Here is a 26,959-nt window from a genome sequence, read left to right on the forward strand (position 1 = left end):
TTGAAGGAGAGCGCCGTGAGTGGCCTGCCGATGACATCCCAACCTTCCACAGCGCCTGCGGTCGCGCCGCGCGGCAAGATCATCATGATGGCGGTGATCGCCGGCGCGGTGATTACCAATATTTACTGCACCCAGCCGATCCTGCCGCTGATCGCTTCGGACATGGGCGTGGACGTGACCACCGTGGATCTGGTGGCCGGTTCCGCCCTGCTGGGTTTTGCTACCGGGCTGGCGTTGCTGCTGCCGATGGGCGACCGTTTTGACCGCCGCAAGCTGGTGCTGGGGCAGATCGCCCTGGCGTTCTGTTTCGCCCTGGCGGCGGCGTTTTCACCGGGCATCTGGGCGCTGATCGGGGCGTCTTTCGGCTTGGGGATTGTGAGCTGTGTGCCGCAGCAACTGGTGCCGTTCGCGGCGGTGATGTCGCAGCCCCACGAACGCGGGCGCAATGTGGGCACGGTGGTCAGCGGGATCATGGTCGGCATCCTGCTCGGGCGCACGATCGCCGGCGTAGTCGGTGAGACTTATGGCTGGCGGGCGGTGTACGCGATGGAGGCGGCCTTCATGATCCCGGTGTGGATCGGTGCCGCCAGGCTGCTGCCACAAGGCGTGCCGAGCACCAACCTGTCCTACCCTCGCCTGCTGGCTTCGCTGTGGCCGCTGATGCGCGACAACAGCCCGATTCGCCAATCAATGATGGTGCAGGCGTTGTTGTGGGCTTGCTTCAATGCGTTTTGGGTGAATCTGGCAGCACTGTTGGCTCATGGGCCATGGCAATTGGGCAGTGCCTGGGCCGGTGGCTTCGGGATTATCGGTGCGGCGGGTGCGTTGGCGGCGTCGCTCGGTGGGCGGGCTTCCGACAGGCTGGGTTCGCGCAAGGTGATTGGGGCGAGTATCGGGATTGTGACCTTGGCGTTCCTGCTGCTGGCGGGTGCCGAGACTTCGATTATCTTGCTGGTGCTGGGGGTGATCGTGCTGGATATCGGCGTGCAGTCGGGCTTGGTTTCCAACCAGACCCGGGCGTTTGCGGTGGACCCGAAAGCCCAGGGCCGCATCAATAGTTTGTACATGACGGCGACGTTTTTTGGCGGTGCGGTGGGGGCGACAGTCAGCGGCTGGTTGATGTCGCGGTTGGGCTGGATGGGGATTGTGGAGTTTGGGGTGATGCTGGGGGTGATTGCCGGGGTGGTCCACTGGACAAGCGCGCCCAGGCAGACTGAGGAGCTGGCGTAATTTCAAATCAAACGAGATTCAAAATGTGGGAGCGGGCTTGCTCGCGAATACGGTATATCAGTGCCCGATTTGTTGGCTGACACGCCGTATTCGCGAGCAAGCCCGCTCCCACATTTGAGCTTTGTTGTTGGGTGGACTGTATTCCAAACCAGCCATGAAAAAGGCGACCCGAAGGTCGCCTTTTTTCATTGTGCGTACTGCTTGCTCAACCCCGGCGGTACGCCATGGACATCGGTCTCTTCCCAAGGCCCGTTCGGGCTGATGGACCGGCTCCAGCCGTTGCTCCAGCGGTAGTAGGTGCGCTGGCGGTAGAACGTATCCGGCTGTTCGTCCAGCACGTACACCTGCATCTTTCCGTCCCAGTGGCTGGCCGCACCCGGTGGCGGTGCGAAGGTCGGCGAGGAGCTCGGCACCGGCTTCGACGGTTTGATCACCGGGCTCGAGGGCTGGGTGCTCGGCTGGGTCGACGGCCCTGTCGGTGGAATAGTCGGCCCGGTAGGCGACGGAGGCCGATGGACCGCACAAGCACTCAACCCCAGTACCAGGCTGAGCAGGGTGATACGTGCGATAGCGGTCATGGGCATTTCCTCGAATTATTGGTCCGGACTGTCGATGGTCAGCTGCTGCAGCGCAGTGGTGCTGCTGGCCAGGGGTTGGCTGCGGCCGATCCACTCGCCAGCTGTGGGAACACCTGCCCGGGATATGCGCGCAACCAGTTGGACTTCGGGAAAGTTGGACAGTTTCAACTGCGGCATCATCGCGTCGCTGTCGCTCAGCTCGACGGTGATCGGCAGGTCGGCCACGGTCACGCGCTTGGCGGCCAGGGGCGCCGGCGGGCCTTTGACGGCACGGGCGAAGATGAACACGCTGTCGGTCGGCAAGGCCTTGGCCTTCACATCGGCGGCCAGGTCCACCCGCACTTGCATCTGTTTTTCTGCCTTCACGGGCGCCACGCTGCCGCCACTCTCCTTGAGCTTCTCGGCGGCCCGGTCGATCCCGCCTTGCAGCGCGGCACGGGAATTGTCGTCCGGTGGCAGTTGCGCCAGCAGGCGGTTCCAGTAGTCGATCGCTTCCTGATAACGCTGGCCTTCAAAGGCGGCGATCCCCAGCAGGCCGAGGCTGGTGACTTCTTTCGGATCGAGTTTCAGTGCTTCGTCGGTCAGGGCCTGGACCTTGGGCGACCACTGTTTGTTGTCGGCAAAGTACTGGGCCTGGGCCCACTGGCCGAGCAACTCGGGCTGGCGACCGGCCAGGGCCACGGTGCGCTCGAAGATTTTCGCCGCATCGGCGGAACGGTCCTGGGCCATGTAGGCGCGACCGAGGAAGTACAGGCCTTCCGGCGAATCCGGCTGGGCCGCTGCGGCGCGCTCCAGGCGGCGGGTCATGTCTTCCATGGACACCGGCGGCTGGGAGAATTCGCGGGTCAGTTCGACCTTGTCGCTGGCACCGTAATGCAGGTACAGCGCCACGCCCAGCACCGGCACCAGAAACGCCGCGAGCAACGGCAACGGTTTGCCGAGGCGCGATTCCCGGGGCTTTTCCACACCCTCGGTATCCGCCAGCAACTCACGGGCCGCTTCAGCGCGCCCGCTGTCCAGCTGGGCCGCATCCAGCACGCCTTCGGTCTGCTGGGTTTGCAGTTCCGCCACGCGTTCCTGGTACAGCGCCACGTTCAATGCAGTGCGATCCTCTTCACGCTGGGCACGGCGGCCGCGTAACACCGGGATCAGCAGGAAACTCAAGGCAATCAGAAGCAGCAGACCTGCTGCGAGCCAGAAATCAATCATCAGTTTTTTTGTCCAGCAGTTGGTCGAGGCGTTGACGCTCATCGACGGAAAGCGAGTCCGAGCCATCGGCCGGGGCGACACGACGGCGGCGCACAATCACCGCCATAACGACTAAGCCTGTGAGCAACAACCCGGCGGGGCCGAACCACAGCAGCGCAGTCTTGCCGGTGAGCGCCGGCTTGTAGCGCACGAAGTCACCGTAGCGGTCCACCATGAAGTCGATGATCTGCTGATTGTCCTTGCCCTCGCCGAGCATGCGGAAAATCTCTTTGCGCAGGTCGGCGGCGATCGGTGCATTGGAATCGGCGATGTCCTGGTTCTGGCACTTGGGGCAGCGCAGCTCCTTGGTCAGCTCGCGAAAACGCTCGCGGTCTCCGTCCTTGGCAAATTCGTAGGTGTCGATGGCGGCGTGGGCCACGCCGACCATGCTCAAGCCCAACACAGCGGCGGCTAACCAACGTTTCATGGCTTGGCCTCGTCCACCAGTGCCTGGTACTTGGCGGCCAGTTGCTCGCGCCACACCACTTCGTCGATCACGCCCACGTACTTGTCGCGGATCACGCCCTTGGCATCGATGAAGAAGGTTTCCGGGGCGCCGTATACGCCGAGGTTCAGTCCGAGGTTGCCGTCTTCGTCGCGGATATCCAGCTGGTACGGGTTGTGGAATTCCGCCAGCCACTTCAGGGCGGCAGCATTGTCGTCCTTGTAGTTGATGCCGTAGATCACCACGCCCTTCTCCGCCAGCTTGTTCAGCACCGGATGCTCCACGCGGCAGGAAATGCACCAGGTGCCCCACACGTTGACCAGTGCCGGTTTGCCCAGCAAGTCAGCCTGGGTCAGGGTTTTGTCGCCCTGCACCGTCGGCAGCGAGAACGCCGGAAATGGCTTGCCGATCATGGCCGACGGCAGCTCGGCCGGGTCCAGGTACAGCCCGCGATACAGGAACACCGCCACCACCAGAAACGCCGCCAGCGGTAACACCATCAACCAACGCTTCATACCGCCGCTCCTTGCACACCGAGGGCTTCACGCACCCGGCTCTTGACCTTGACCCGGTAGCGCCGGTCCATCGCTGCCAGCAAACCACCGAAGCCGGTGAGCAGGCCGCCGAACCAGATCCAGCGCACAAACGGTTTGACGTGGACCCGCACGGCCCAGGCGCCATCGCCCAACGGTTCACCCAGGGCGACGTAGAGGTCGCGGGTGAAACCGGCGTCGATCCCGGCTTCTGTCATCATCGAACTTTGCACGGTGTACAGGCGTTTTTCCGGGTGCAGCACGGCGATTTCCTTACCGTTGCGCACAACGCGTACGGTGCCTTTGTCGGAGGTGAAGTTCGGCCCTTCGAAGTGCTTGGCGCCTTCGAAAATGAAGTGATAGCCGGCCAGGTCCATGGACTCGCCGGGGGCCAGGCGCAGGTCGCGCTCGGCGCTGTTCTGGCTGGACAACACCACACCCAGGGCGCACACGGCGATGCCGATGTGGGCGACCTGCATGCCCCAGTAACTGCGGGTCATGGTCGGCAAGCCTTTGATCAAACCTTTGTGGCGGGTCTTGTCGATCAGGTCGCGTACACCGGCCAGCAATACCCAGGCCGCGAGCATGAAGGTGGCAAGCACGGCCCAGTTGAAGTCGCCGTAGGCAATACCGGCGATCACGGCCAGCGCGGCGCTGCCCAGCAGTACCGGGGTGAGCATGCCCACCAGCCATTTCACCGGGGTGTCTTTCCAGCGCACCAGTACGCCGACCGCCATCACCACCATCAGCAGCGCCATCAACGGGATGAACAGCGCGTTGAAGTACGGCGGGCCGACGGACAGCTTGGCGCCGCTCAGGGCATCCAGCACCAGCGGGTACAGGGTACCGAGCAGAATCATCGAGGCCGCCACCACCAGCACCAGGTTATTGCCCAGCAGCAGGGTTTCCCGGGACCAGAGGTTGAAGCCCACGTGGCTCTTGACCACTGGCGCACGCAGGGCGAACAGCGTCAGCGAACCGCCGACCACGAACAGCAGGAAGATCAGGATGAACACGCCGCGCTCCGGGTCGGAGGCAAACGCGTGCACCGAGGTCAGTACGCCGGAACGCACCAGGAACGTACCCAGCAGGCTCAGGGAAAACGCGGCGATGGCCAGCAACACGGTCCAGCTTTTGAACACGCCGCGTTTTTCCGTGACTGCCAGCGAGTGAATCAGCGCGGTGCCCACCAGCCAGGGCATGAAGGAGGCGTTTTCCACCGGGTCCCAGAACCACCAGCCGCCCCAGCCGAGTTCGTAGTAGGCCCACCACGAGCCCAGGGTGATGCCGATGCCGAGGAATGCCCAGGCGACGATGGTCCACGGCCGCGACCAGCGCGCCCAGGCGGCATCGAGACGCCCGCCGAGCAAGGCGGCGATGGCGAAGGCGAAGGCGACCGAGAAACCGACGTAGCCCATGTAGAGCATCGGCGGGTGCACGATAAGGCCGATGTCTTGCAGCAGCGGGTTGAGGTCGTGCCCGTCGACCGGGATCTGCGGCAGGATGCGGGTGAACGGGTTGGAGGTCATGATCAGGAACAGCAGGAAGCCGATGCTGATCATGCCCATCACCGCCAGCACCCGGGCCAGCATCACTTGCGGCAGTTGGCGGGAGAAGATCGAGACGGCAAAGGTCCAGCCGCCGAGGATCAATGCCCACAGCAGCAACGAACCTTCGTGGGCGCCCCACACGGCGCTGAACTTGTAGTACCAGGGCAAGGCGCTGTTGGAGTTATTGGCGACGTAGGCGACAGAAAAGTCGTCGGTCATGAAGGCGTAGGTCAGGCAACCGAAGGCGAATACCAGAAAGGCGAACTGGCCCCAGGCAGCCGGCTGGGCCAGGCTCATCCACAGGCGGTCACCGCGCCAGGCGCCCAGCAACGGGACCACGGCCTGGACGATGGCAAAGCACAGGGCGAGGATCATCGCCAGCTGGCCCAGCTCCGGAATAAACAGTGCGGACGTCATGACTTAGCCCTCCTTGGCGGGGGTCGGGGCGGATTGGCCGCTGTCTTTGAGGGCCTTGGTGACTTCCGGCGGCATGTATTTTTCATCGTGCTTGGCCAGCACTTCGTCGGCCACTACCACGCCGTCGGCGTTGAGCTTGCCGAGGGCGACGATGCCCTGCCCTTCGCGGAACAGGTCCGGGAGGATGCCGCGGTAGGTAATGGTCACGGATTTGTTGAAGTCGGTGACGATGAACTTGACGTCCAGGGAGTCGCCGGAGCGTTGCAACGAGCCTTTCTCGACCATGCCACCGGCACGGATTCGGGTGTCCAGCGGCGCTTCGCCGTTGGCGATCTGGGTCGGGGTGTAGAACAGGTTGATGTTCTCCCGCAGGGCGCTCAGGGCCAGGGTCACGGCAATGCCGACACCGGCCATGATGGCCAGGATGATCAACAGACGCTTTCTACGCAGCGGATTCACTTTTCGGTCTCCCGGCGCAAACGACGCGCCTCTTGTTGCAGGTAACGCTTGCGGGCCAGGATCGGCGCGGCGACGTTGAGGGCCAGCACCGCCAGGCAAATGCCATAGGCCGTCCAGACGTACAGGGCGTGATGGCCCATGGCGAGAAAATCACTGAAAGAGTTGAAGCTCATCCACGGGCTCCCAGGCTGTTTTGCACTTCGGCCTTGACCCAACTGGTGCGGGCTTCACGCTTGAGCACTTCGAGGCGCATGCGCAGCAGCAGCACGGCGCCGAAGAAGCAGTAGAACCCCAGCACCATCAGCAGCAGCGGCGCCCACATTTCCACGGGCATTGCCGGCTTTTCGGTGAGGGTGAAGGTGGCGCCCTGGTGCAGGGTGTTCCACCACTCCACCGAGTATTTGATGATCGGGATGTTGATCACGCCGACGATCGCCAGCACCGCGCAGGCCTTGGCGGCGCTGTCACGGTTGCTGATGGCGTTGCCCAGGGCAATCAGGCCGAAGTACAGGAACAGCAGGATCAGCATCGAGGTGAGTCGCGCATCCCATACCCACCACGAACCCCAGGTCGGCTTGCCCCAGATCGCGCCGGTGACCAGCGCCACGGCGGTCATCCAGGCACCGATGGGCGCGGCGCATTGCAGGGCGACGTCCGCCAGTTTCATCTTCCACACCAGGCCGACGATGCCGCACACCGCCAGCATCACGTAGCAGGACTGGGCCAGCATCGCGGCAGGCACGTGGATGTAGATGATGCGAAAGCTGTTGCCTTGCTGATAGTCCGGCGGCGCGAAGGCCAGGCCCCAGACCAGGCCGATGCCGATCAGCAATACCGCGGCGATGCTCAACCACGGCAGCAGTTTGCCACTGATGCCGTAAAACCATTTGGGCGAGCCGAGCTTGTGAAACCAGGTCCAGTTCATGCTGTTTCCATCACGGTTGCTTCTCGTCGTTGCGAGAAGCTTAGGGTCTTTACTGGTTAAGGTTCTATCGCTTAACCAGACCTCATTATTCGCCGACGCTGATCTTCAGGCCAGCCGCTATAGCAAAGGGTGTCAGGGTTACCGCCAGGGCGGCCAGGCTGCCAAGCCACAGGAGGTAACCGGTCGCCGGCATGCCCTGGAGCGCGGCTTGCAACGCGCCGCTGCCCAGGATCAACACCGGGATATACAAAGGCAAGATCAGCAGGGCCAACAACAGGCCACCGCGTTTCAAACCGACGGTCAGTGCCGCACCTACGGCGCCCAGTAGACTGAGAACCGGCGTGCCAAGCAACAAGGAAAGGAGCAACACCGGCAGGCATTCGGTGGGCAACCCCAGCATCATCGCCAGCAGCGGCGCGAGCAATACCAGCGCCAGGCCGGAAAACGCCCAGTGTGCCAGTACCTTGGCCAATACCAGAAGTGGCAGGGGGTGCGACGAAAGGACCCACTGTTCGAGGGAACCGTCTTCAAAATCACTGCGAAACAGCCCGTCCAGCGAGAGCAGGACTGACAAAAGCGCCGCCACCCAGACCAGTCCCGGAGACAAGGTTTGCAACAGTTTAGTCTCGGGGCCCACCGCCAACGGGAACAGCGCGATCACAATCGCGAAGAACACCAGCGGGTTGGCCAATTCGGCCGGACGGCGACAGAGTAACCGCGCTTCGCGGGCGACCAACAGGGCGAAAACACTCATACCGCCCACCGGCCCAGGTCGAGGTCGCGGTAACCGGCGGGCATGCGCGTCAAGGTGTGGTGAGTGGTCAGGACAACCATGCCGCCCTGCTCGCAGTGCGCGGCAAGGTGTGCTTCCAATTGGGCAACGCCTTGTTTGTCGAGGGCGGTGAAGGGTTCGTCGAGAATCCATAGCGGCGGGCCGTCCAGATACAAACGGGCCAGGGCCACGCGGCGCTGCTGGCCGGCGGACAGGGTGTGGCAGGGTACGTCTTCGAAACCTTTCAGGCCAACGGCGGCGAGGGCCTGCCAGATCGCCTCGCGGCTTGCGGGATGATGCAGGGCGCTGAGCCAGCTGAGGTTTTCTTCGGCGGTGAGCACATCCTTGATCCCGGCGGCGTGGCCGATCCAGATCAGGTTGCGCGCCAGCTCGGTGCGCTGCTCGTGCAACGGTTTGCCGTTGAGCCGCACTTCCCCCGCCGTCGGCTGCATCAGACCGGCCAGCAGGCGCAACAGGCTGGTCTTGCCGCTGCCGTTGGGGCCGCTGACCTGCACCATGTCGCCGCCCGCCAGACGCAGTTCGAGGTGTTCGAACAGCATCCGCAGGTCACGTTCACAGGCGAGCGCTACGGCTTCTAGAAGAGGGCTGGTCAAGAGATCGCGGGCCTTTACGGTTCAAGTCGGCGGTGGAACGGCCGTTAAAGAGATGCACATTAACTGCTTTGGCGACCGTTTTTAGAGAGCTGGATCAATCAGTTGTGTTGTTTTTAACGCTCTCTTTGAAGACGGGCGGCATTATACATGTGATGCCCTACTCTAAAGAGGGCAATTTCCCCTGAGACGGCGCGCACGATGACCGGTGAGATCAATCTTCCCACGCTCCCCCCGACGCTTCCGGCCGGGCCTGCGCCCGCGCCTGCAGCGGGCGAGTTGCTGAAACTGCTGGAGCCGCAGACCGGCCTGATCGACCCCGGAAAAACCGTAAATGCCGAGGTGCTGGCACTGAAACAAGGCGGTGATGCGTTTCAGTTGCTGCTCAAGCTGACCCTGGAAGGCGGCCGGCAAACCCTGGTGCAGGCCAGCAGCAGCCAGCCGCTGCCGCTGGGTACCCAGGTGGAAGTCAGCCAGACGCCGTCGGGCAATTTGTCCATCAGCCTGCAGCAGGCCCTGAGTTCCAGCGTCGCCGCGCTGACGCGTATCGATACCAGCCAGTTACCGGTGGGCACCCTGCTGCAAGGCAAGGTGCTGACCACCCAGGCGCTGCCACAGGGCGCCAACCAGCCGGTGGTGTATCGCTCACTGGTGTCGGTGCTCAATAACGTCCTCAGCGGCGCGACCCTGACCGTCGAAAGCCCGCAGCCCTTGCGCGTCGGCAGCCTGCTCAGCGCCGTGGTGCAAAGTGCGCAGACCTTGAGCTTTGTACCGCTGAGCGGGCGCCAGGACCAATTGGCCGTGGCCCAGCAACTCTCCACCCAGCAAAGCCGCCAGGGCTCGCTGGACGTGGTATTCACCGCGCTGCAAAGCCTGCCGGCGACCAGCAGCGACAGCACCGGGGCCGACCTGCGCGCCGCCGCCGAGCGTTTGCTCGCCGGCCTGCCCGACCTGGCCCAGGCCAGCAACCCCAAGGTGCTGGCGCAACTGATCCAGAACAGCGGGACCTTCCTCGAAGCCAAGTTGCTGGCCGGGCAAAACCCGCAGATACCGCCGCTGGACATGAAAGGCGCGCTGCTGCGCTTCGTCGCCGACCTGCTGCCATCCCTGCCCGCCAGCACCAATCTGAATGCGATCCTCGCTGCCAACACCCTGGCGCAATTGCTGCCCAGCTTCGTACGCAGCCCGCTGGGCACCCTCGGCCAGGTCGGCGCCAGGCAGGCGCCCGCAGGCTTTCCGCTGCCCGATCGGCTGATGCAACGCCTGGAAGGTGAAAGTGACCTGGAAAACCTGCTGCGCCTGGCCGCCGGGGCCATCTCCCGCCTGCAAAGCCATCAGCTGTCGAGCCTGGAGCAGACCGGTACCACCGCCGACGGCAAGCTCTTGACCACCTGGCAGCTGGAAATCCCCATGCGCACCTTGCAGGACATCGTGCCGTTGCAGGTCAAGTTCCAGCGGGAAGAACCGGCGCCCGACAAGGAACAGCCGGAACGCAAGGACAGCAAGGATCCCAAGCAAATGCTCTGGCGCGTGGAAATGGCGCTCGACATGGAGCCGCTCGGCCCGTTGCAGGTCCAGGCGCAACTGAGCCAGGGCAAACTGTCGAGCCAGTTGTGGGCGACCCGGCCCTTCACCGCCAGCCTGATCGAAAGCCACCTGGGCAGCCTGCGCGAGCGCCTGGTGTCGTCGGGACTCAACGTCGGCGACCTCGACTGCCACCTCGGCACCCCGCCACGGGGCCCGAAAACCGGGCTTGAACAACGCTGGGTGGATGAAACCGCATGAAAACCCCCAACCCGCCCCGCCAGGCCATCGCCCTCAAATACGACGGGCGACAAGCGCCGACCCTCACCGCCAAGGGCGACGATGCCCTGGCCGAAGCCATCCTCAAGCTGGCCCGGGAGAACGAAGTCCCGATTTACGAAAATGCCGAGCTGGTCAAATTACTGGCACGCATGGAGTTGGGCGACAGCATCCCGGAAGAGCTGTACCGCACCGTCGCCGAGATCATCGCGTTTGCCTGGACGCTGAAGGGCAAGTTCCCGGTGGGCTACGACCCGGACGCGGGGCCGGTGGAGCGGGATGTGACGGAAAGAGGCGACGATTATTAAGGTGGGAGCCGGCTGATCGTTCCCACGCTCTGCGTGGGAACGCCGCCTCGGAGCTCCGCGTCCAACCGGCGCTGCAACGTTCAAGTCTTGCGCAGGGGTGACGCGGAGCGTCACGGGATGCATTCCCACGCAGAGCGTGGGAATGATCAGTTGCGGTGGGTGGTGTATAGCAATTATATCTTTCGAGGTATAGATTATCTCGAACCCGATAGTTCAGGATAAACCCATGAGCCCTACCCGCCCGATTCTCAGTCGAAAGCTACTCGCCGAAGCGCTCGCCCGTGATCTGGCAGGCGAGTCATTTGCCGACTACAGCTCCGGCATGTTCCTCGCGGCTCCGCGCCGTACCGGCAAGAGTACGTTCCTGCGCAACGACCTTATCCCCGAGTGCAAGGCCCGGGGCTGGCTGCCGGTGTACGTGGACCTGTGGATGAACCGCGAAGTCGACCCCGCCGAACTGATCTCCGGCGCCATCGGCAAAGCCCTGGGCGAGTTCGAAAGCGCAGTGAGCAAAGCGGCCAAGAAGGCCGGTATCGACAAGATCAGCCTGCTGCGCACCTTGAGTTGGGATTTCACCAAACCGCAATTGCCCGCCGGCACCACGCTCAGCCACGCCCTGGACGTGCTGCACCAGGTCTCGGGGCAAATGATCGTGCTGATCGTGGACGAGGCCCAGCACGCCCTCAACAGCGAAGGCGGGGTGAACGCCATGTTCGCCCTCAAGGCGGCACGGGATCATCTCAACGGCAGCAGCACGGCCGATGGCCTGCGCCTGGTCTTCACCGGCTCCAGCCGGGACAAACTGGCCAACCTGGTACTCAAGAGCAAACAACCGTTCTTCGGCGCCCACATCACACCGTTCCCGCTGTTGAGCCGGGATTTCGTCGAGTTCGTGACGGACCTCTGGAACCAGCGCCTGGCCGCGACCAACCAGTTCAACCTGGAGGACATGGACTATGCCTTCCAGCTCGTTGGCCGGCGCCCGGAAATGCTCAACACACTACTGACCGAAGTGAGCGTGGGTCTTGGCGAGGCCAGCAACCTTGGCGAGTTGCTGAGGACCGGGGCACTCAATCACCAGGCCGGCATCTGGAGCGACTACGAGAGCGCCTACAACGACCTCTCGCCGCTGCAACAGGCGGTACTTGAAGTGATGGGCGAACGAACCCTGGGCAAGCAGGCGTTCTCGCCTTTTGCGGAGAAAACCTTCCAGGATGTGAACCGCAAGCTGGAACAGGCCCAGGTCGAGCCGAACGCCAGCACGCCAAACGTGCAGAAAGCACTGGAAGTGCTGCGGGAGAAGGAGTTGGTCTGGAAAGCCAACCGTGGTGAATATGCTTTGGAGGACTCGACCATGGCCGAATGGCTGAGCAACCGGCACCGGCTATAAGCTGCAAGCAATAGCGCTTGCAGCTCGTAACCTTCAGCTGTCCTTGTGCAACCGGCTCATCAACTGCGCTTCAGCCTGGGTCAACCCGCAGGACTGGGTCAGCTCATCCACCGTGGCGCCCATGCCCACCAGCTTCGCCGCCTGGGCGAATGAAAGGCTCGACGGGTCACGCTGCTCGAGTGCCGACAGCTTGTCCGGCAACGGCGCCAGCACCGAACGCAGCTCGTGCACTTCATCACCCACACGCACCGCACTTTGCTGAAAGTGGTCGACCCGCTTGGCCAGCTCCAGGATCCGCCGGTCGCGCACAGCGTCGCGCTCGACTTGTCGAGTGGCCAATTCCCGTTGCTGGCGAACATAACGCAGCAGGAAGCCCAGGGTCCCGGCCCAAAGGATGGCCAGGACGATCACCGCTACCTCAAGAAACAATCAGATATTCTCCAGGTCCTGCCACTCTTCTTCGCTCATCATCTTGTCCAGCTCAACCAGAATCAGCAGTTCGCCGTTCTTGTTGCAGACACCCTGGATGAACTTGGCCGATTCTTCGTTGCCGACGTTCGGCGCAGTCTCGACTTCGGATTGGCGCAGGTAAACCACTTCCGCCACGCTGTCGACCATGATCCCGACCACTTGCTTGTCGGCTTCGATGATCACGATGCGGGTGTTGTCGTTGACTTCGGTCGGCACCAGGCCAAAACGCTGGCGGGTATCGATTACGGTCACCACGTTGCCGCGCAGGTTGATGATGCCCAGCACATAGCTTGGGGCACCCGGAACCGGAGCGATTTCGGTGTAGCGCAGCACTTCCTGCACACGCATCACGTTGATGCCATAGGACTCGTTGTCCAGCTTGAAGGTGACCCATTGCAGGATTGGATCATCCACCAGACCTTGTGCGGACACTGACTTGTTCATACTCCAGACCCCTTCAAATACCGTTGGTTACGGTGTGTGTTCTTGGGCAGCGCCGTAGCGCTGCTGCTTGTTATCAAGTGCGTTTGTTCAGCGGCATGGCTTTTACCGCGCCGCTGGCAATCAACTCCGCCAGTTCGGCAACGTCCAGCAATGCGCACATGTGTTCGATCACAGTGCCCGCCAGCCATGGCCGCTGGCCACGGTGGCTGCGCCATTTGATTTCGTTCGGGTCCAGGCGCAATGAGCGGCTGACCTGATGCACCGCCAGCCCCCACTCGTAGCCCTGGACCGAAATAACGTATTGCAGGCCCTGGCGGAAGTCATCGCGGTAGCGGTCGGGCATCACCCAACGCGCGGTGTCCAATACCTTCAAGTTGCCCTGCTGGCTCGGCAGGATCCCGAGGAACCAATCCGGCTGGCCGAACAACGGCGTCAACTCCTGGCCTTCCAGGGAGTAGATCGAACCCAGGCACACCAGCGGCACGGCTAGGGTCAACCCGGCGACATCGAACAGCAAACATTCGAACGGCTCCGCAGCCCACACCGGGCGACCGTCGCCCTGTACCGGCTGCGGCGTAATGCTCGGCGGGAGGTGAACCTCAACCACCGGCTCCACCACTACAGGCGCAATCACCACAGGCTCGACGGGCACAGCAACCGGTACAGGAACGGCTACGGGAACCACCAACGCATCACGGGCCTGTTCTTCCAGGACCGCCAACTGAAACTCGTCCAGGGCAGCAGGTTCAGGCTCGATGACTTCATCGAGGATCAGAATCGGTTCCGGCATGTCCTCGGTGGCGTCCTGGAGCAAGGCGTCCAGGTAGGACTCCAGCGCCAGTTGCGGCCGGGTCTTGAAATCAACGGGACGGTTCATCTGTATGCCCACGCGCAAGCCCCATCAACCCTGTATTCAGAGGTTATCGGCCTGTGGGTGTCCGGACTTGAATCGAGAGCCGGTTTGGTCAGGAAAACCACGGCGTCTGCATCGCTGGCAAGCCAGGCTCCTACAGGGCTGTTTATGACCATCACGCCACCTGCGCCACAAGTTGCTGGGACAACAGGTGCTTGAGCAACGCCCGATACGCCAGCACCCCACGGCTCTTGCCGTCGAACTGCGACGGCGTCAGCCCTGCCCGGCTCGCATCCCGCAGGCGCGTGTCCACCGGGATGTAGCCTTGCCAGATAGTGTCCGGATAAGCATCGCGCAATACCCGCAAGGTGCCGAGGGACGCCTGGGTACGGCGGTCAAACAGGGTCGGCACGATGCTGAACGGCAGCGCTTGCTTGCGCGAGCGGTTGATCATCGCCAGGGTGCTGACCATGCGCTCCAGGCCCTTGACGGCCAGGTGCTCGGTCTGCACCGGGATCACCAGCTGTTGGCTGGCGGCCAGGGCGTTGACCATCAGCACGCCGAGCAACGGCGGGCTGTCGATGATCGCGTAGTCGAAGTCCTGCCACAGCTGCGCCAGGGTCTTGGCGATCACCAGGCCCAGGCCGCTCTGCCCCGGCGACTGCCGCTCAAGGGTGGCCAGGGCGGTGCTGGACGGCAACAGCGAGATCTTTTCATTGCTGGTAGGCAGCAACAGTTGCCCCGGCAAGTCGGCCGGCACGCTGCCCTTGTGCAGGAACAGGTCGTAGCAACTGTGTTCCAGGGCATCCGGGTCATAGCCGAAATAGCTGGTCATGGAGCCGTGGGGGTCCAGGTCGACCACGACCACACGCTTGCCGGCCTCGGCCAGCAAGCCGGCCAAGGCGATGGACGTGGTGGTTTTACCGACACCACCCTTTTGATTGGCAACTGCCCAGACTCTCATTCGGATTGTTCCTCCCGGCAGGCACAGGCTCGACCGAGAAATTGCATGGGGTTATAGAGCCGGTGACGGAGAATTGACGGCACTCCCGCGAACCGGCGCCTTTACGGGCGCTGGTGCAGTTTGTGTGCCAGCCCGCTTCAAGGCGGCATCCGGTGTTGCATTGGCAGTGCCGGTACCGGTCAGGCTGCGGCGTACGTCCAGGTTGCGCGACACCACCAGCACCACCCGTCGGTTGCGCGCACGGCCTTCCGCCGTGGCGTTATTGGCCACCGGCTGGAACTCGCCGTAACCCACCGACGCCAGGCGCCCGGGGTTCACACCCTGCATCGCGAGCATTCGTACAATACTCGCCGCCCGGGCCGAAGACAGCTCCCAGTTGGTCGGGTACTGCGCGGTACTGATCGGCAGGTTATCGGTAAAGCCTTCAACGTGGACCGGGTTTTCAAACGGCTTCAGGATCGCCGCCACCTTGTCGATGATGGTAAACGCCTGGTCGCTGGGCATTGCATCGGCACTGGCGAACAGCAGGCTGGAATTGAGCTCGATCTCGACCCACAACTCATTGCCGCGCACGGTCATCTGGTTGGAGCTGATCAGGTCGCCAAAGGCCGCGCTGATGTTATCGGCGATGCTTTTCAGCGGGTCGCTGGTGCCACCGATGCCGGCGGCGGTTTCATCGCTGTCGTTGACCAGCGGCTTGGCCGGGGTCACGGTCTTGGGGCGTTCTTCGCCAATGGGTATCGGCTTGAGGGCGCGGTCAGCGTCGTTGAACACGCCAATCAGCGCCTGGGAAATGACTTTGTACTTGCCTTCGTTGATCGAGGAAATGGAGTACATCACCACAAAAAACGCGAACAGCAACGTAATGAAGTCGGCGTAGGACACCAGCCAGCGTTCATGGTTGACGTGTTCTTCAGGCTCGCGGCGGCGACGGCTCACAACAAATACCTCCCATCAATCCATGAAGCCCTGGAGCTTCAATTCGATGGAGCGCGGGTTTTCACCCTCGGCAATCGAGAGGATGCCTTCGAGCAACATCTCGCGATAACGCGACTGGCGCAGGGCGATCGACTTGAGCTTGCTGGCCACCGGCAACAACACCAGGTTGGCACTGGCCACGCCGTAGATGGTGGCGACGAACGCCACGGCAATCCCGCTGCCCAGTTGCGACGGATCGGCCAGGTTGCCCATCACGTGGATCAAGCCCATCACCGCACCGATGATGCCGATGGTCGGCGCGTAGCCGCCCATGCTTTCAAAGACCTTGGCCGCGTTGATGTCGCGGCTTTCCTGGGTGTAGAAGTCCACTTCGAGGATGCTGCGAATCGCTTCCGGCTCGGCGCCGTCCACCAGCAGTTGCAGGCCTTTGCGTGCGTAGCTGTCGGGCTCGGCATCGGCCACGCCTTCCAGCCCAAGCAGGCCTTCCTTGCGCGCCGTGAGGCTCCAGTTGACCACGCGGTCGATGCCGCCCGGCAAGTCGACACGCGGCGGGAAGATAATCCAGATGATGATCTGCATCGCGCGCTTGAACGAACTCATGGGCGACTGCAACAACGCCGCGCCCACGGTGCCGCCGATCACGATCAACGCCGCCGGGCCGTTGGCCAGGGCGCCCAGGTGGCCGCCTTCGAGGTAGTTGCCGCCGATAATCGCGACAAACGCCATGATGATGCCAATCAGGCTCAATACATCCATCAGAGGCAAGCCTCCACCAGGTGCTTGCCGATGTCGTCCAGGCTGTAGACGGCGTCGGCCAGGTCGGCCTTGACGATGGCCATGGGCATGCCATAGATCACGCAGCTGGCTTCATCCTGGGCCCAGATCGCGCTGCCGCCCTGCTTGAGCAGGCGCGCGCCTTCACGGCCGTCGGCGCCCATGCCGGTCAACACCACCGCCAAAACTTTGTCGCCGTAGGATTTGGCCGCAGACCCGAAGGTGATATCCACACACGGCTTGTAGTTCAGGCGTTCGTCACCCGGCAGGATTTTGATCGCACCACGGCCATCGACCATCATCTGCTTGCCACCAGGGGCCAGCAGCGCCAGACCCGGACGCAGGATGTCGCCATCCTCGGCTTCCTTGACGCTGATGCGGCACAGCTTGTCCAGGCGCTCGGCGAACGCCTTGGTGAACGCGGCCGGCATGTGCTGGATCAACACGATCGGCGCCGGGAAGTTCGCCGGCAATTGGGTCAACACCCGCTGCAAGGCCACCGGGCCGCCGGTGGACGTACCGATGGCCACCAGCTTGTAGGCCTTGCGCTTGGGCGCAGGTGAATGTGCGGCGGGCGCAGCCGTACGCACCGGGGCGGCGGCCGGGCGCGCAACCGGTGCCGGCGCCGGGCGACCAAAGGTGCTCGGGGCGGCCGGTGGCGGCGTAACGGGTGCGGGCGCCGGCGCACTGAACAGGCTGCGACGGTTACTGCGGGAGATGCTGTGCACCTTCTCGCAGAGCATCTGCTTGACCTTCTCGGGGTTGCGCGAGATGTCTTCGAAATTCTTCGGCAGGAAGTCCACCGCGCCGGCATCCAGCGCATCCAGGGTGACCCGGGCGCCTTCGTGGGTCAGCGAAGAGAACATCAACACCGGCGTCGGGCAGCGCTGCATGATGTGCCGCACCGCCGTGATGCCGTCCATCATCGGCATCTCGTAGTCCATGGTGATCACGTCCGGCTTGAGGGCCAGGGCCTGATCGATCGCCTCTTTGCCGTTGGTGGCCGTGCCGACCACCTGGATATTGGAATCCGATGAAAGAATTTCCGAGACGCGGCGGCGGAAGAAACCCGAATCGTCCACCACCAGGACCTTGACTACCATAAACACTCCGTTAGGCCGGGCGAGGGACAACCGCCCTGCCCGGGCCGAATCAAATACGCCGTGCGGCGTAACGCTTGAGCATGCTCGGAACATCCAGAATCAGCGCGATCCGACCGTCACCGGTAATGGTCGCACCCGACATGCCCGGGGTTCCCTGCAGCATTTTGCCCAAAGGCTTGATGACCACTTCTTCCTGGCCCACCAGTTGATCGACCACGAAGCCGATACGCTGGGTGCCCACGGAAAGAATCACCACATGGCCTTCGCGCTGCTCTTCATGCTTGGCCGAAGCCACCAGCCAGCGCTTGAGGTAGAACAGCGGCAACGCCTTGTCGCGCACGATCACCACTTCCTGGCCGTCCACCACGTTGGTGCGCGACAGGTCGAGGTGGAAGATTTCGTTGACGTTGACCAGCGGGAAGGCGAACGCCTGGTTGCCCAGCATCACCATCAGGGTCGGCATGATCGCCAGGGTCAACGGCACCTTGATGACGATCTTCGAGCCCTGGCCCTTGGTCGAGTAGATGTTGATCGAGCCGTTGAGCTGGCTGATCTTGGTCTTCACCACGTCCATGCCCACGCCACGGCCCGACACGTCGGAAATCTCGGTCTTGGTGGAGAAGCCCGGGGCGAAGATCAGGTTGTAGCACTCGGTGTCGGTGAGGCGGTCGGCGGCGTCCTTGTCCATCACCCCACGCTTGACTGCAATGTTGCGCAGTACCGTGGGGTCCATGCCTTTGCCGTCATCGGTGATCGACAGCAGGATATGGTCGCCTTCCTGTTCGGCCGCCAGGATCACTTTGCCCTGGCGGTTCTTGCCCGAGGCTTCGCGCTCTTCCGGCGTCTCGACACCGTGGTCGACCGCGTTGCGCACCAAGTGGACCAGCGGGTCGGCCAGGGCCTCGACAAGGTTTTTGTCGAGGTCGGTTTCTTCACCCACCAGTTCCAGGTTGATCTCTTTCTTGAGCTGGCGTGCCAGGTCGCGAACCAGGCGCGGGAAACGGCCGAAGACTTTCTTGATCGGCTGCATCCGGGTCTTCATGACGGCGGTCTGCAGGTCTGCGGTGACCACGTCGAGGTTCGACACGGCCTTTTGCATGGCCTCGTCGCCACTGTTCAGGCCCAGGCGCACCAGGCGGTTACGCACCAGCACCAGTTCGCCGACCATGTTCATGATGTCGTCCAGGCGCGCGGTATCAACCCGCACGGTGGTTTCGGCTTCACTGGCCGGTTGCTTGTCCGGGGCCGGGGCAGCCGCGGCAGCCCGGGCCGGTGCTGGAGCCGGAGCCGGAGCCGCTTTCGCTGCGACAGGCGCGGCAGCCTTGGCGGCAGGAGCCGGTGTTGCGACAGCCGCGGCAGCAGCCGGTGCAGCAGCGCCGACCACTTCGGTGAACTTGCCCTTGCCGTGCAGTTCATCCAGCAGGGCTTCGAATTCGTGATCGGAGATCAGTCCATCGGCGGCCGGCGCAGCAGCGGGCGCCGCAGGCGCGGCGGCCGTTGCGGCGACTTCCGGCAGAGCCTCGGCGGCAAACGAGCCTTTGCCGTGCAACTGGTCCAGCAGCGCTTCAAATTCGTCGTCGGTGATTTCATTGCTGACGGGCGCCGCGGCTTCCGTTGGCGCTGGCGCTGCGGCCACCGCGTCCGGGGCAAACTGGCCCTTGCCGTGCAACTGGTCGAGCAACGACTCGAACTCGGCGTCGGTAATGTCTTCGGTGGTCGGCACCATGGCCGGCGCACTGGCTGCCGGCGCTTCGGCTTCGGCCTTGACGGCGTTCAGCGAGTCCAGCAGTTGTTCAAATTCGCTGTCGGTCACGTCGCCCGCAGGCTCGGCAACCGGCTCAGCCACCGCTTCCACCACGGGAGCGTTGGCCGCAGGTTCCGCCAGGCGCGCCAGGGCGGCCAGCAGTTCCGGCGTGGCGGCAGTGATCGGTGCGCGCTCGCGCACTTCACTGAACATGCCGTTGACCGCGTCCAGTGCTTCCAGGATCACGTCCATCAGTTCCGAGTCGACGTGCCGCTCACCCTTGCGCAGGATGTCGAACACGTTCTCGGCGATGTGACAGCACTCCACCAGCTCGTGGAGCTGGAGGAAGCCGGCGCCCCCTTTTACAGTATGAAAACCGCGAAAAATTGCATTGAGCAGGTTCGCATCATCCGGTCGGCTTTCCAGCTCGACCAGTTGTTCGGACAGTTGCTCTAAAATTTCGCCGGCCTCTACAAGGAAATCCTGAAGGATTTCTTCATCGGCGCCGAAGCTCATGGGTGTGCTCCTTAGAAGCCTAAACTGGACAGCAAATCGTCTACGTCGTCTTGCCCGGATACAACGTCTTCACGTTTATCGGCATGAATCTGCGGACCTTCACCCTTGGCGAGGTGTTTTTGTGGATCTTTTTCAGAAAGGATCGCTGCGCGGTCATGTTCGATGCCGGCAAACCGGTCGACCTGGCCCGCCATCAACACCAGTTTGAGCAGGTTGCTTTCCACTTCGGTGACCAGTTGGGTCACACGCTTGATCACCTGACCGGTGAGGTCCTGGTAATCCTGGGCCAGCAGAATGTCATTGAGGTTGCTGGAAACCGTGCGGTTTTCCTGCTCGCTGCGGGACAAAAAGCCCTCGACCCGACGCGCCAGCTCACGAAACTCCTCAGCGCCCACTTCCCGACGCATGAACCGGCCCCAGTCAGTGCTCAGGGCCTTGGCTTCACTGGCCATACCGTTGACCAGAGGCGTGGCGTTTTCCACCAGGTCCATGGTGCGGTTGGCCGCCGCCTCAGTCAGCCTGACCACGTAGGACAGGCGTTCGGTGGCATCCGTGATCTGCGAGATTTCCTCGGCCTGGGGCATGTGCGGGTCAATCTGAAAATTGACTATCGCACTGTGCAACTCACGGGTGAGCTTGCCCACTTCCTGGTACAGGCCGCGGTCACGGGTCTGGTTGAGCTCATGGATCAACTGCACCGCGTCGCCGAACTGGCCTCTTTCAAGGCTTTCGACGAGTTGATGAGCATGTTTTTTCAGGGTCGACTCAAAGTCGGCCTGCGATGATTCTTTATGCTCCATAGCTCCCCCGTGGCAGCATCAATGACCGATGCGTTCGAAGATCTTTTCGATCTTCTCTTTCAAGGCCAGTGCAGTGAATGGCTTGACCACGTAGCCGTTGACCCCGGCCTGGGCGGCTTCGATGATCTGTTCACGCTTGGCTTCAGCGGTCACCATCAGCACAGGCAGGCTGCGCAGTTTTTCATCAGCGCGCACGTGGCGCAGCAGATCGATACCGGTCATGCCCGGCATGTTCCAGTCCGTTACCAGAAAGTCGATGCTCCCGCTGTTGAGGATCGGAATCGCCGTAATACCGTCATCCGCCTCGACCGTGTTAGTGAACCCAAGGTCACGCAACAGGTTTTTTATGATCCGCCGCATCGTTGAGAAGTCATCAACGATGAGGATTTTCATGTTCTTGTCCAATTCGACCTCCAAGCAGTCTTAAACGCGCCCAGCACCTGGGCGCGCCATATCAATCAACAGGCGTTACACAAAAAGGACTACCGGGGGGCACCACGGGCCAAGCCCGTCCGGGCGCAGGGCCTGGACGGTATCGTTCGCAGTGTCCCCACACTGCCTGTCAGCGCGCTCGCCACTCTCCCAAACGCCCCCGCAAGCGGGCCGCGCACTGGCTGTGTAACTGGCTGACCCGCGATTCGCTGACTCCCAGGACCTCACCGATTTCCTTGAGGTTCAGCTCTTCGTCGTAGTACAGCGCCAACACCAGTCGCTCACGCTCCGGCAAATTGGCTATCGCGTCCGCCAGCGCGCTCTGGAAGCGTTCATCTTCCAGGTCCCGTGACGGTTCGAGATGGGCACTCGCGCCGTCCTCGTGCAGCCCTTCATGTTCGCCGTCCTGTAAAAGGTCGTCGAAACTGAACAGCCGGCTGCCCAAGGTATCGTTCAAAATCCCGTAGTAATCGTCGAGACTCAATTGGAGTTCGGCCGCAACTTCATGATCTTTAGCGTCGCGACCGGTTTTTGCTTCAATTGAGCGAATTGCGTCACTCACCATCCGCGTATTGCGGTGCACTGATCGCGGCGCCCAATCACCTTTACGCACTTCATCGAGCATGGCCCCACGGATACGGATACCCGCGTATGTCTCGAAACTCGCGCCCTTGCTCGCGTCGTACTTGGTCGACACTTCAAGCAGGCCGATCATCCCGGCCTGGATCAAGTCTTCGACCTGCACGCTGGCAGGCAAGCGCGCCAGCAGGTGATAGGCAATGCGCTTGACCAGGGGCGCATAGCGCTCGATCAATTCGACTTGACTGTCACGTGCCGACTTCTTGTAAAGGTTGTAGCCGCTGGCTGTCATAGCACCGGTCCTGCGCTCGTCTGATGCACCAATCGCTCGACGAAAAACTCCAGATGCCCCCGGGGATTGGCGGGCAACGGCCAGGTATCGACCTTCTGGGCAATAGCCTTGAACGCCAATGCGCACTTCGAACGAGGGAACGCTTCATAGACCGCACGCTGCTTTTGCACGGCCTTGCGCACACACTCGTCGTAAGGAACTGCGCCAACGTATTGTAAGGCGACATCGAGGAAGCGATCCGTGACCTTGGTCAACTTGGCGAACAGATTCCGCCCTTCCTGCGGGCTTTGGGCCATGTTGGCCAGCACGCGGAAGCGGTTCATGCCGTAGTCGCGGTTGAGCAGTTTGATCAGGGCGTAGGCGTCGGTGATCGAGGTGGGTTCGTCGCACACCACCAGCAACACTTCCTGGGCTGCGCGCACGAAACTGACCACCGACTCGCCGATCCCGGCGGCGGTGTCGATCACCAGTACGTCGAGGTTGTCGCCAATGTCGCTGAACGCCTGAATCAGGCCGGCATGTTGCGCCGGACTCAGGTGCACCATGCTCTGGGTGCCGGAAGCCGCCGGCACGATGCGAATCCCGCCGGGGCCTTGCAACAGTACGTCGCGCAGCTCACAGCGGCCTTCAATCACATCGGCCAGGGTATGTTTGGGCGTCAGTCCCAGCAGAACGTCGACGTTCGCCAGCCCCAGGTCAGCATCCAGCAGCATGACGCGACGGCCAAGCTCTGCCAGGGCCAGGGACAAATTCACTGACACGTTAGTTTTCCCGACGCCACCTTTGCCGCCGGTCACCGCGATCACCTGTACGGGATGCATGCTGCCCATTTTATTTCTTTACCTTGTCTTGCTTAGACGCAGGCTACATAAGTTGGCCGCGCGAACTGCTGGCAGGCCATCGATGTAGATACTTTTCACTGTCATTTTTAAATAGAAAGCCATGATGCCTCAGCCAACTCGCTTGTTCGGGCTGTGGTAGAGGTCAGCAAACATGTCAGCCATAGCTTCCTCACTGGGTTCTTCCTGCATTTGCACGCTGACAGCCCGGCTGACCAACTGATGACGGCGCGGCAGATGCAGATCATCCGGGATCCGCGGCCCGTCGGTCAGGTAGGCGACCGGTAATTCATGACTGATTGCCAGGCTCAATACTTCGCCCAGGCTTGCCGTCTCATCCAGTTTAGTCAGGATGCAACCCGCCAGCCCGCAGCGCTTGTAGCTGTGGTAGGCGGCGGTCAATACCTGCTTCTGGCTGGTAGTGGCAAGCACCAAATAGTTTCTGGATTTGATCCCGCGTCCGGCCAGGCTTTCCAGCTGCATGCGCAGGGCCGGGTCGCTGGCTTGCAGGCCGGCGGTGTCGATCAGCACTACGCGCTTGCGCAGCAGTGGGTCGAGGGCGTTGGCCAGGGACTGGCCCGGGTCGACGTGGGTCACCGGCACATTGAGGATGCGGCCCAGGGTCTTGAGTTGTTCCTGGGCGCCGATGCGGTAGCTGTCCATGCTCACCAGCGCGATGTTCTGGGCGCCGTACTTGAGCACGTAACGTGCGGCCAGCTTGGCCAGGGTGGTGGTCTTGCCCATGCCGGCCGGGCCGACCATGGCAATCACACCGCCTTCTTCCAGGGGTTCGATTTCCGGGGTGACGATCATCCGCGCCAGGTGGGCCAGGAGCATGCGCCAGGCCTGGCGAGGCTCTTCAATTTGCGTGGTCAGTTGCAGCAGGTCGCGGGACAACGGGCCGGACAGGCCAATGCGTTGCAGGCGACGCCACAGGTTGGCCTGTTGTGGCTGGCTGCCCTGCAACTGGTTCCAGGCCAGCGAACCCAGCTGCACTTCCAGCAGTTCACGCAGGCCGTTGAGTTCAAAGCGCATCGAGTCGAACACCCGCTGGTCTACCGCCGGCGCCGGGGATGGCGCAGCAGGACGCGGTGGTTCAACAAAAGTCGGCTCTACCAGCGGCTCGGACGCGGTCAACGGCAGCCCGGCAAACAGCTGGCGATTGGTGGAGGCGTCGCTGTCGCCACGCATGCTCAGTTCAGCCTGGGCCGAGACAATGCGCGAAGCGGTCTTGCGCAGCTCGTCTTCCAGTTCCATGTTCGGCACGCGCGGCGCCAGGGCCGAGGGTTTGTAATCCAGGGCAGCCGTCAGCTCCACACCGCCTGCAATACGACGGTTACCGATAATCGCAGCGTCGGCGCCCAACTCATCACGTACCAGTTTCATGGCCTGACGCATATCGGCGGCGAAAAAACGCTTCACTTGCATATCCCACTACCTCAGCCGTTGGGCCCTACTGTCGCGACGATAGTCACTTGCTTATTGTCAGGAATTTCCTGGTAAGCCAATACGTGCAAATTCGGTATAGCCAGGCGTCCAAACCGCGACAACATCGCCCGGACGGGGCCAGCCACCAGCAGGATCACCGGATGGCCTTCCATTTCCTGGCGCTGCGCGGCTTCGATCAACGAACGCTGCAGCTTCTCTGCCATGCTTGGCTCCAGCAACACGCCTTCATCCGCGCCCTGCCCAGCCTTCTGAATACTATTGAGCAATATTTGTTCCAACCTTGGTTCCAAGGTGATAACAGGCAGCTCGGAGTCAAGCCCTACAATGCTTTGGACGATTGCACGCGACAATCCGACGCGCACTGCGGCCACCAGGGCGGCAGTATCTTGACTCTTGGCGGCATTGTTGGCGATAGCTTCGGCAATGCTGCGAATGTCCCGCACCGGCACCTGCTCGGCCAACAGCGCTTGCAGCACCTTGAGCAGTTGCGAGGTGGACAGCACACCCGGTACCAGCTCTTCGGCGAGTTTTGGCGAGGCCTTGGCCAGCAATTGCAAGAGTTGCTGGACTTCTTCGTGGCCAATCAGCTCGTGGGAGTGCTTGTACAGAATCTGGTTGAGGTGGGTGGCGACCACGGTGCTGGCGTCGACCACGGTGTAGCCCAGCGACTGCGCCTGGCTGCGCTGGCTGATTTCGATCCATACCGCTTCCAGGCCAAAAGCCGGATCTTTGGCGGTAATCCCGTTGAGGCTGCCAAACACCTGGCCCGGGTTGATCGCCAGTTCGCGGTCCGGGTAGATCTCGGCCTCGGCCAGAATCACCCCCATCAGGGTCAGGCGGTAGGCGCTCGGGGCCAGGTCGAGGTTGTCGCGAATGTGCACGGTGGGCATCAGGAAGCCCAGGTCCTGGGACAACTTCTTGCGCACACCCTTGATCCGCGCCAGCAATTGCCCACCCTGGTTGCGATCCACCAGAGGAATCAGGCGGTAGCCGACTTCCAGGCCGATCATGTCGATCGGGGTCACGTCGTCCCAGCCCAGTTCCTTGGTTTCCAGGGCGCGGGCCGGCGATGGCAGCAGCTCCTGCTGGCGCGCCACTTCCTGCTGGGCAATCACCTTGATGTTGTTTTGTTTTTTCCAGAACAGGTAGGCACCGCCGGCGGCCATGGCGGCCATGCTCAGGAACGAGACATGGGGCATGCCCGGCACGATGCCCATGATCGCCATGATGCCTGCCGCCACCGCCAGCGCCTTGGGCGAGGCAAACATCTGCCGGCTGATCTGCTTGCCCATGTCTTCGGAGCCCGAAGCACGGGTCACCATGATCGCCGCAGCTGTAGATAACAACAGTGATGGCAATTGCGCCACTAAACCGTCACCGATGGTCAGCAGGGCGTAAACCTTGCCGGCGTCGCCGAAGGTCATGCCGTGCTGGAAGATGCCGACCGCCATGCCGCCGATCAGGTTGATAAACAGAATCAACAGGCCGGCGATGGCGTCGCCGCGCACGAATTTGCTGGCACCGTCCATAGAACCGTAGAACTCGGCTTCCTGGGCGACTTCAAGGCGACGGGCCTTGGCCTGGTTCTGGTCGATCAGGCCGGCGTTGAGGTCGGCGTCGATCGCCATCTGCTTGCCGGGCATCGCGTCGAGGGTAAAACGCGCGCTCACCTCGGAAATCCGCCCGGCGCCCTTGGTCACGACCACAAAGTTGATGATCATCAAGATCGCAAAAACCACGATACCGACCACGTAGTTACCGCCGATCACCACCTCGCCGAAGGCCTGGATCACCTTGCCCGCGGCGGCGTGGCCGTCCTGCCCGTGGAGCATCACCACCCGGGTGGAAGCCACGTTAAGCGCCAGCCGCAGCAGGGTGGCGATCAGCAGGATGGTCGGGAATACCGCGAAATCCAGCGGCCGCAGGGCGTATACGCACACCAGCAACACGACGACCGACAGCGCAATGTTGAAGGTGAAGAACACATCCAGCAGGAACGGCGGCATCGGCAACATCATCATTGCCAGCATCACCAGCAACAACAACGGCACACCCAGATTGCCTCGCGAGAGGTCAGTCAGGGTGCCACGGGCCGTGCTGAGCATTTGAGAGCGATCCACCGGTATTCCTCGTTTCCTTGAAGCAAACTTTTGACGCCGGGAAGCGTCCTGGAGGCGGTATTGCAAGAAGCCTTCCAACTTTTGCTTGAGGAAGCAGATCGGTCTCACGGACAGCGAAGGGCTACCGCCGTACACACATCACCTGTGGCGAGGGAGCTTGCTCCCGCTGGGCTGCGCAGCAGCCCCGGAACGGCTTGCGCGCTTTGCCTGATTCACCGCGCTAGCTTTATTGGGGACGCTTCGCACCCCAGCGGGAGCAAGCTCCCTCGCCACACAAGCTCGTTCGCGGGAGATGGCGAAACGTCCGACAGGTATTTAGGGTTGCATTGCCGTCAAAGGCTGATCGCTCCCTGCGCGGGAACGATCAGTCC

28 protein-coding genes are annotated in these 26,959 nt (G+C 62.4%); 4 read left to right on the forward strand and 24 right to left on the reverse strand.

What is annotated here, in order from left to right:
• The first annotated feature begins 30 nt into the window (after nt 1-30).
• Nucleotides 31-1,230 (forward strand): MFS transporter, encoded by a 1,200-nt coding sequence (locus HX869_RS18065; RefSeq protein WP_178903448.1) that lies wholly within the window; start codon nt 31-33, stop codon nt 1,228-1,230.
• Nucleotides 1,231-1,415: 185 nt separating this feature from the next.
• On the opposite strand, the gene HX869_RS18070 is transcribed toward HX869_RS18065, so the two are convergent.
• The 10 genes from HX869_RS18070 to ccmA all read right to left on the reverse strand — a co-directional run bounded on the left by HX869_RS18070 (nt 1,416) and on the right by ccmA (nt 8,717).
• Nucleotides 1,416-1,808, reverse strand: coding sequence for a hypothetical protein (locus HX869_RS18070; protein ID WP_008434777.1), 393 nt, complete (start codon nt 1,806-1,808; stop codon nt 1,416-1,418).
• A 15-nt stretch (nt 1,809-1,823) separates the two neighbouring features.
• Nucleotides 1,824-3,017, reverse strand: a complete 1,194-nt coding sequence (ccmI, locus tag HX869_RS18075; protein WP_178903441.1) for a c-type cytochrome biogenesis protein CcmI — start codon at nt 3,015-3,017, stop codon at nt 1,824-1,826.
• On the reverse strand, nt 3,010-3,483 hold the full coding sequence (locus tag HX869_RS18080; protein WP_003210629.1) for a cytochrome c-type biogenesis protein: 474 nt from the start codon (nt 3,481-3,483) through the stop codon (nt 3,010-3,012). The genes ccmI and HX869_RS18080 overlap by 8 nt, the downstream gene beginning before the upstream one ends.
• Nucleotides 3,480-4,016, reverse strand: a complete 537-nt coding sequence (locus tag HX869_RS18085) for a DsbE family thiol:disulfide interchange protein (RefSeq protein ID WP_008434782.1) — start codon at nt 4,014-4,016, stop codon at nt 3,480-3,482. The genes HX869_RS18080 and HX869_RS18085 overlap by 4 nt, the downstream gene beginning before the upstream one ends.
• Nucleotides 4,013-6,001, reverse strand: coding sequence for a heme lyase CcmF/NrfE family subunit (locus tag HX869_RS18090; protein WP_178903442.1), 1,989 nt, complete (start codon nt 5,999-6,001; stop codon nt 4,013-4,015). The genes HX869_RS18085 and HX869_RS18090 overlap by 4 nt, the downstream gene beginning before the upstream one ends.
• 3 nt (nt 6,002-6,004) lie before the next feature.
• Nucleotides 6,005-6,460 carry a cytochrome c maturation protein CcmE gene (gene ccmE / locus HX869_RS18095; protein ID WP_008434786.1) on the reverse strand — a complete coding sequence of 152 codons (456 nt, stop codon included), beginning with the start codon at nt 6,458-6,460 and terminating at the stop codon, nt 6,005-6,007.
• A complete protein-coding gene (gene ccmD, locus HX869_RS18100) occupies nt 6,457-6,633 on the reverse strand; it encodes a heme exporter protein CcmD (protein WP_008434788.1) in 177 nt (58 codons plus the stop codon). The genes ccmE and ccmD overlap by 4 nt, the downstream gene beginning before the upstream one ends.
• Nucleotides 6,630-7,385, reverse strand: coding sequence for a heme ABC transporter permease (locus tag HX869_RS18105; protein ID WP_003210634.1), 756 nt, complete (start codon nt 7,383-7,385; stop codon nt 6,630-6,632). Before HX869_RS18105 ends, ccmD begins: the two co-directional genes overlap by 4 nt.
• An 85-nt stretch (nt 7,386-7,470) precedes the next feature.
• The gene (gene ccmB / locus HX869_RS18110; protein WP_003210635.1) at nt 7,471-8,139 is read right to left on the reverse strand and encodes a heme exporter protein CcmB; all 669 of its coding nucleotides are present in this window, start codon (nt 8,137-8,139) and stop codon (nt 7,471-7,473) included.
• Nucleotides 8,136-8,717, reverse strand: coding sequence for a cytochrome c biogenesis heme-transporting ATPase CcmA (gene ccmA, locus HX869_RS18115; protein ID WP_372865463.1), 582 nt, complete (start codon nt 8,715-8,717; stop codon nt 8,136-8,138). The genes ccmB and ccmA overlap by 4 nt, the downstream gene beginning before the upstream one ends.
• 252 nt (nt 8,718-8,969) lie before the next feature.
• On the opposite strand from ccmA, the gene HX869_RS18120 reads away from it, so the two are divergent.
• The 3 genes from HX869_RS18120 (at nt 8,970) to HX869_RS18130 (ending at nt 12,269) form a co-directional block, all read left to right on the forward strand.
• Nucleotides 8,970-10,553: a flagellar hook-length control protein FliK gene (locus tag HX869_RS18120; protein ID WP_032899324.1), complete on the forward strand. Its 1,584-nt coding sequence runs from the start codon at nt 8,970-8,972 to the stop codon at nt 10,551-10,553.
• The gene (locus tag HX869_RS18125; RefSeq protein ID WP_177041440.1) at nt 10,550-10,879 is read left to right on the forward strand and encodes an EscU/YscU/HrcU family type III secretion system export apparatus switch protein; all 330 of its coding nucleotides are present in this window, start codon (nt 10,550-10,552) and stop codon (nt 10,877-10,879) included. The genes HX869_RS18120 and HX869_RS18125 overlap by 4 nt, the downstream gene beginning before the upstream one ends.
• Nucleotides 10,880-11,105: 226 nt before the next feature.
• The gene (locus HX869_RS18130; protein ID WP_102604690.1) at nt 11,106-12,269 is read left to right on the forward strand and encodes a hypothetical protein; all 1,164 of its coding nucleotides are present in this window, start codon (nt 11,106-11,108) and stop codon (nt 12,267-12,269) included.
• A 33-nt stretch (nt 12,270-12,302) separates the two neighbouring features.
• Here the strand turns inward: HX869_RS18130 and HX869_RS18135 are convergent, their stop codons facing one another.
• The 14 genes from HX869_RS18135 to flhA all read right to left on the reverse strand — a co-directional run bounded on the left by HX869_RS18135 (nt 12,303) and on the right by flhA (nt 26,573).
• Nucleotides 12,303-12,698: a DUF2802 domain-containing protein gene (locus HX869_RS18135; protein WP_003210640.1), complete on the reverse strand. Its 396-nt coding sequence runs from the start codon at nt 12,696-12,698 to the stop codon at nt 12,303-12,305.
• Complete coding sequence (locus HX869_RS18140) at nt 12,699-13,184, reverse strand: chemotaxis protein CheW (RefSeq protein WP_003210641.1); 486 nt, start codon at nt 13,182-13,184, stop codon at nt 12,699-12,701.
• A 73-nt stretch (nt 13,185-13,257) separates the two neighbouring features.
• On the reverse strand, nt 13,258-14,061 hold the full coding sequence (locus tag HX869_RS18145) for a CheW domain-containing protein (RefSeq protein WP_177008378.1): 804 nt from the start codon (nt 14,059-14,061) through the stop codon (nt 13,258-13,260).
• A 151-nt stretch (nt 14,062-14,212) separates the two neighbouring features.
• Nucleotides 14,213-15,001, reverse strand: a complete 789-nt coding sequence (locus HX869_RS18150; protein ID WP_003210643.1) for a ParA family protein — start codon at nt 14,999-15,001, stop codon at nt 14,213-14,215.
• A gap of 51 nt (nt 15,002-15,052) precedes the next feature.
• The gene (gene motD, locus HX869_RS18155) at nt 15,053-15,940 is read right to left on the reverse strand and encodes a flagellar motor protein MotD (RefSeq protein ID WP_003210644.1); all 888 of its coding nucleotides are present in this window, start codon (nt 15,938-15,940) and stop codon (nt 15,053-15,055) included.
• A 15-nt stretch (nt 15,941-15,955) separates the two neighbouring features.
• Complete coding sequence (locus tag HX869_RS18160) at nt 15,956-16,696, reverse strand: flagellar motor protein (RefSeq protein WP_177041436.1); 741 nt, start codon at nt 16,694-16,696, stop codon at nt 15,956-15,958.
• Nucleotides 16,696-17,817, reverse strand: coding sequence for a chemotaxis response regulator protein-glutamate methylesterase (locus HX869_RS18165; protein ID WP_008434810.1), 1,122 nt, complete (start codon nt 17,815-17,817; stop codon nt 16,696-16,698). The genes HX869_RS18160 and HX869_RS18165 overlap by 1 nt, the downstream gene beginning before the upstream one ends.
• Before the next feature lie 49 nt (nt 17,818-17,866).
• A complete protein-coding gene (locus tag HX869_RS18170) occupies nt 17,867-20,077 on the reverse strand; it encodes a chemotaxis protein CheA (RefSeq protein ID WP_177019592.1) in 2,211 nt (736 codons plus the stop codon).
• Between the two features lie 11 nt (nt 20,078-20,088).
• Nucleotides 20,089-20,877: a protein phosphatase CheZ gene (locus HX869_RS18175; protein ID WP_003214538.1), complete on the reverse strand. Its 789-nt coding sequence runs from the start codon at nt 20,875-20,877 to the stop codon at nt 20,089-20,091.
• Between the two features lie 18 nt (nt 20,878-20,895).
• Nucleotides 20,896-21,270, reverse strand: coding sequence for a chemotaxis response regulator CheY (locus HX869_RS18180; RefSeq protein ID WP_005790040.1), 375 nt, complete (start codon nt 21,268-21,270; stop codon nt 20,896-20,898).
• Between the two features lie 169 nt (nt 21,271-21,439).
• Complete coding sequence (fliA, locus tag HX869_RS18185) at nt 21,440-22,180, reverse strand: RNA polymerase sigma factor FliA (RefSeq protein WP_008434817.1); 741 nt, start codon at nt 22,178-22,180, stop codon at nt 21,440-21,442.
• Nucleotides 22,177-23,010 carry a flagellar synthesis regulator FleN gene (fleN, locus tag HX869_RS18190; RefSeq protein ID WP_003192912.1) on the reverse strand — a complete coding sequence of 278 codons (834 nt, stop codon included), beginning with the start codon at nt 23,008-23,010 and terminating at the stop codon, nt 22,177-22,179. Before fleN ends, fliA begins: the two co-directional genes overlap by 4 nt.
• Before the next feature lie 120 nt (nt 23,011-23,130).
• Nucleotides 23,131-24,447 (reverse strand): flagellar biosynthesis protein FlhF, encoded by a 1,317-nt coding sequence (gene flhF / locus HX869_RS18195; RefSeq protein ID WP_178903444.1) that lies wholly within the window; start codon nt 24,445-24,447, stop codon nt 23,131-23,133.
• An 11-nt stretch (nt 24,448-24,458) separates the two neighbouring features.
• A complete protein-coding gene (gene flhA / locus HX869_RS18200) occupies nt 24,459-26,573 on the reverse strand; it encodes a flagellar biosynthesis protein FlhA (RefSeq protein ID WP_023659255.1) in 2,115 nt (704 codons plus the stop codon).
• Nucleotides 26,574-26,959: the final 386 nt, after the last annotated feature.

The organism is Pseudomonas sp. P7779 (genome assembly GCF_013386315.1).
In the GTDB taxonomy this organism is placed as follows: domain Bacteria; phylum Pseudomonadota; class Gammaproteobacteria; order Pseudomonadales; family Pseudomonadaceae; genus Aquipseudomonas.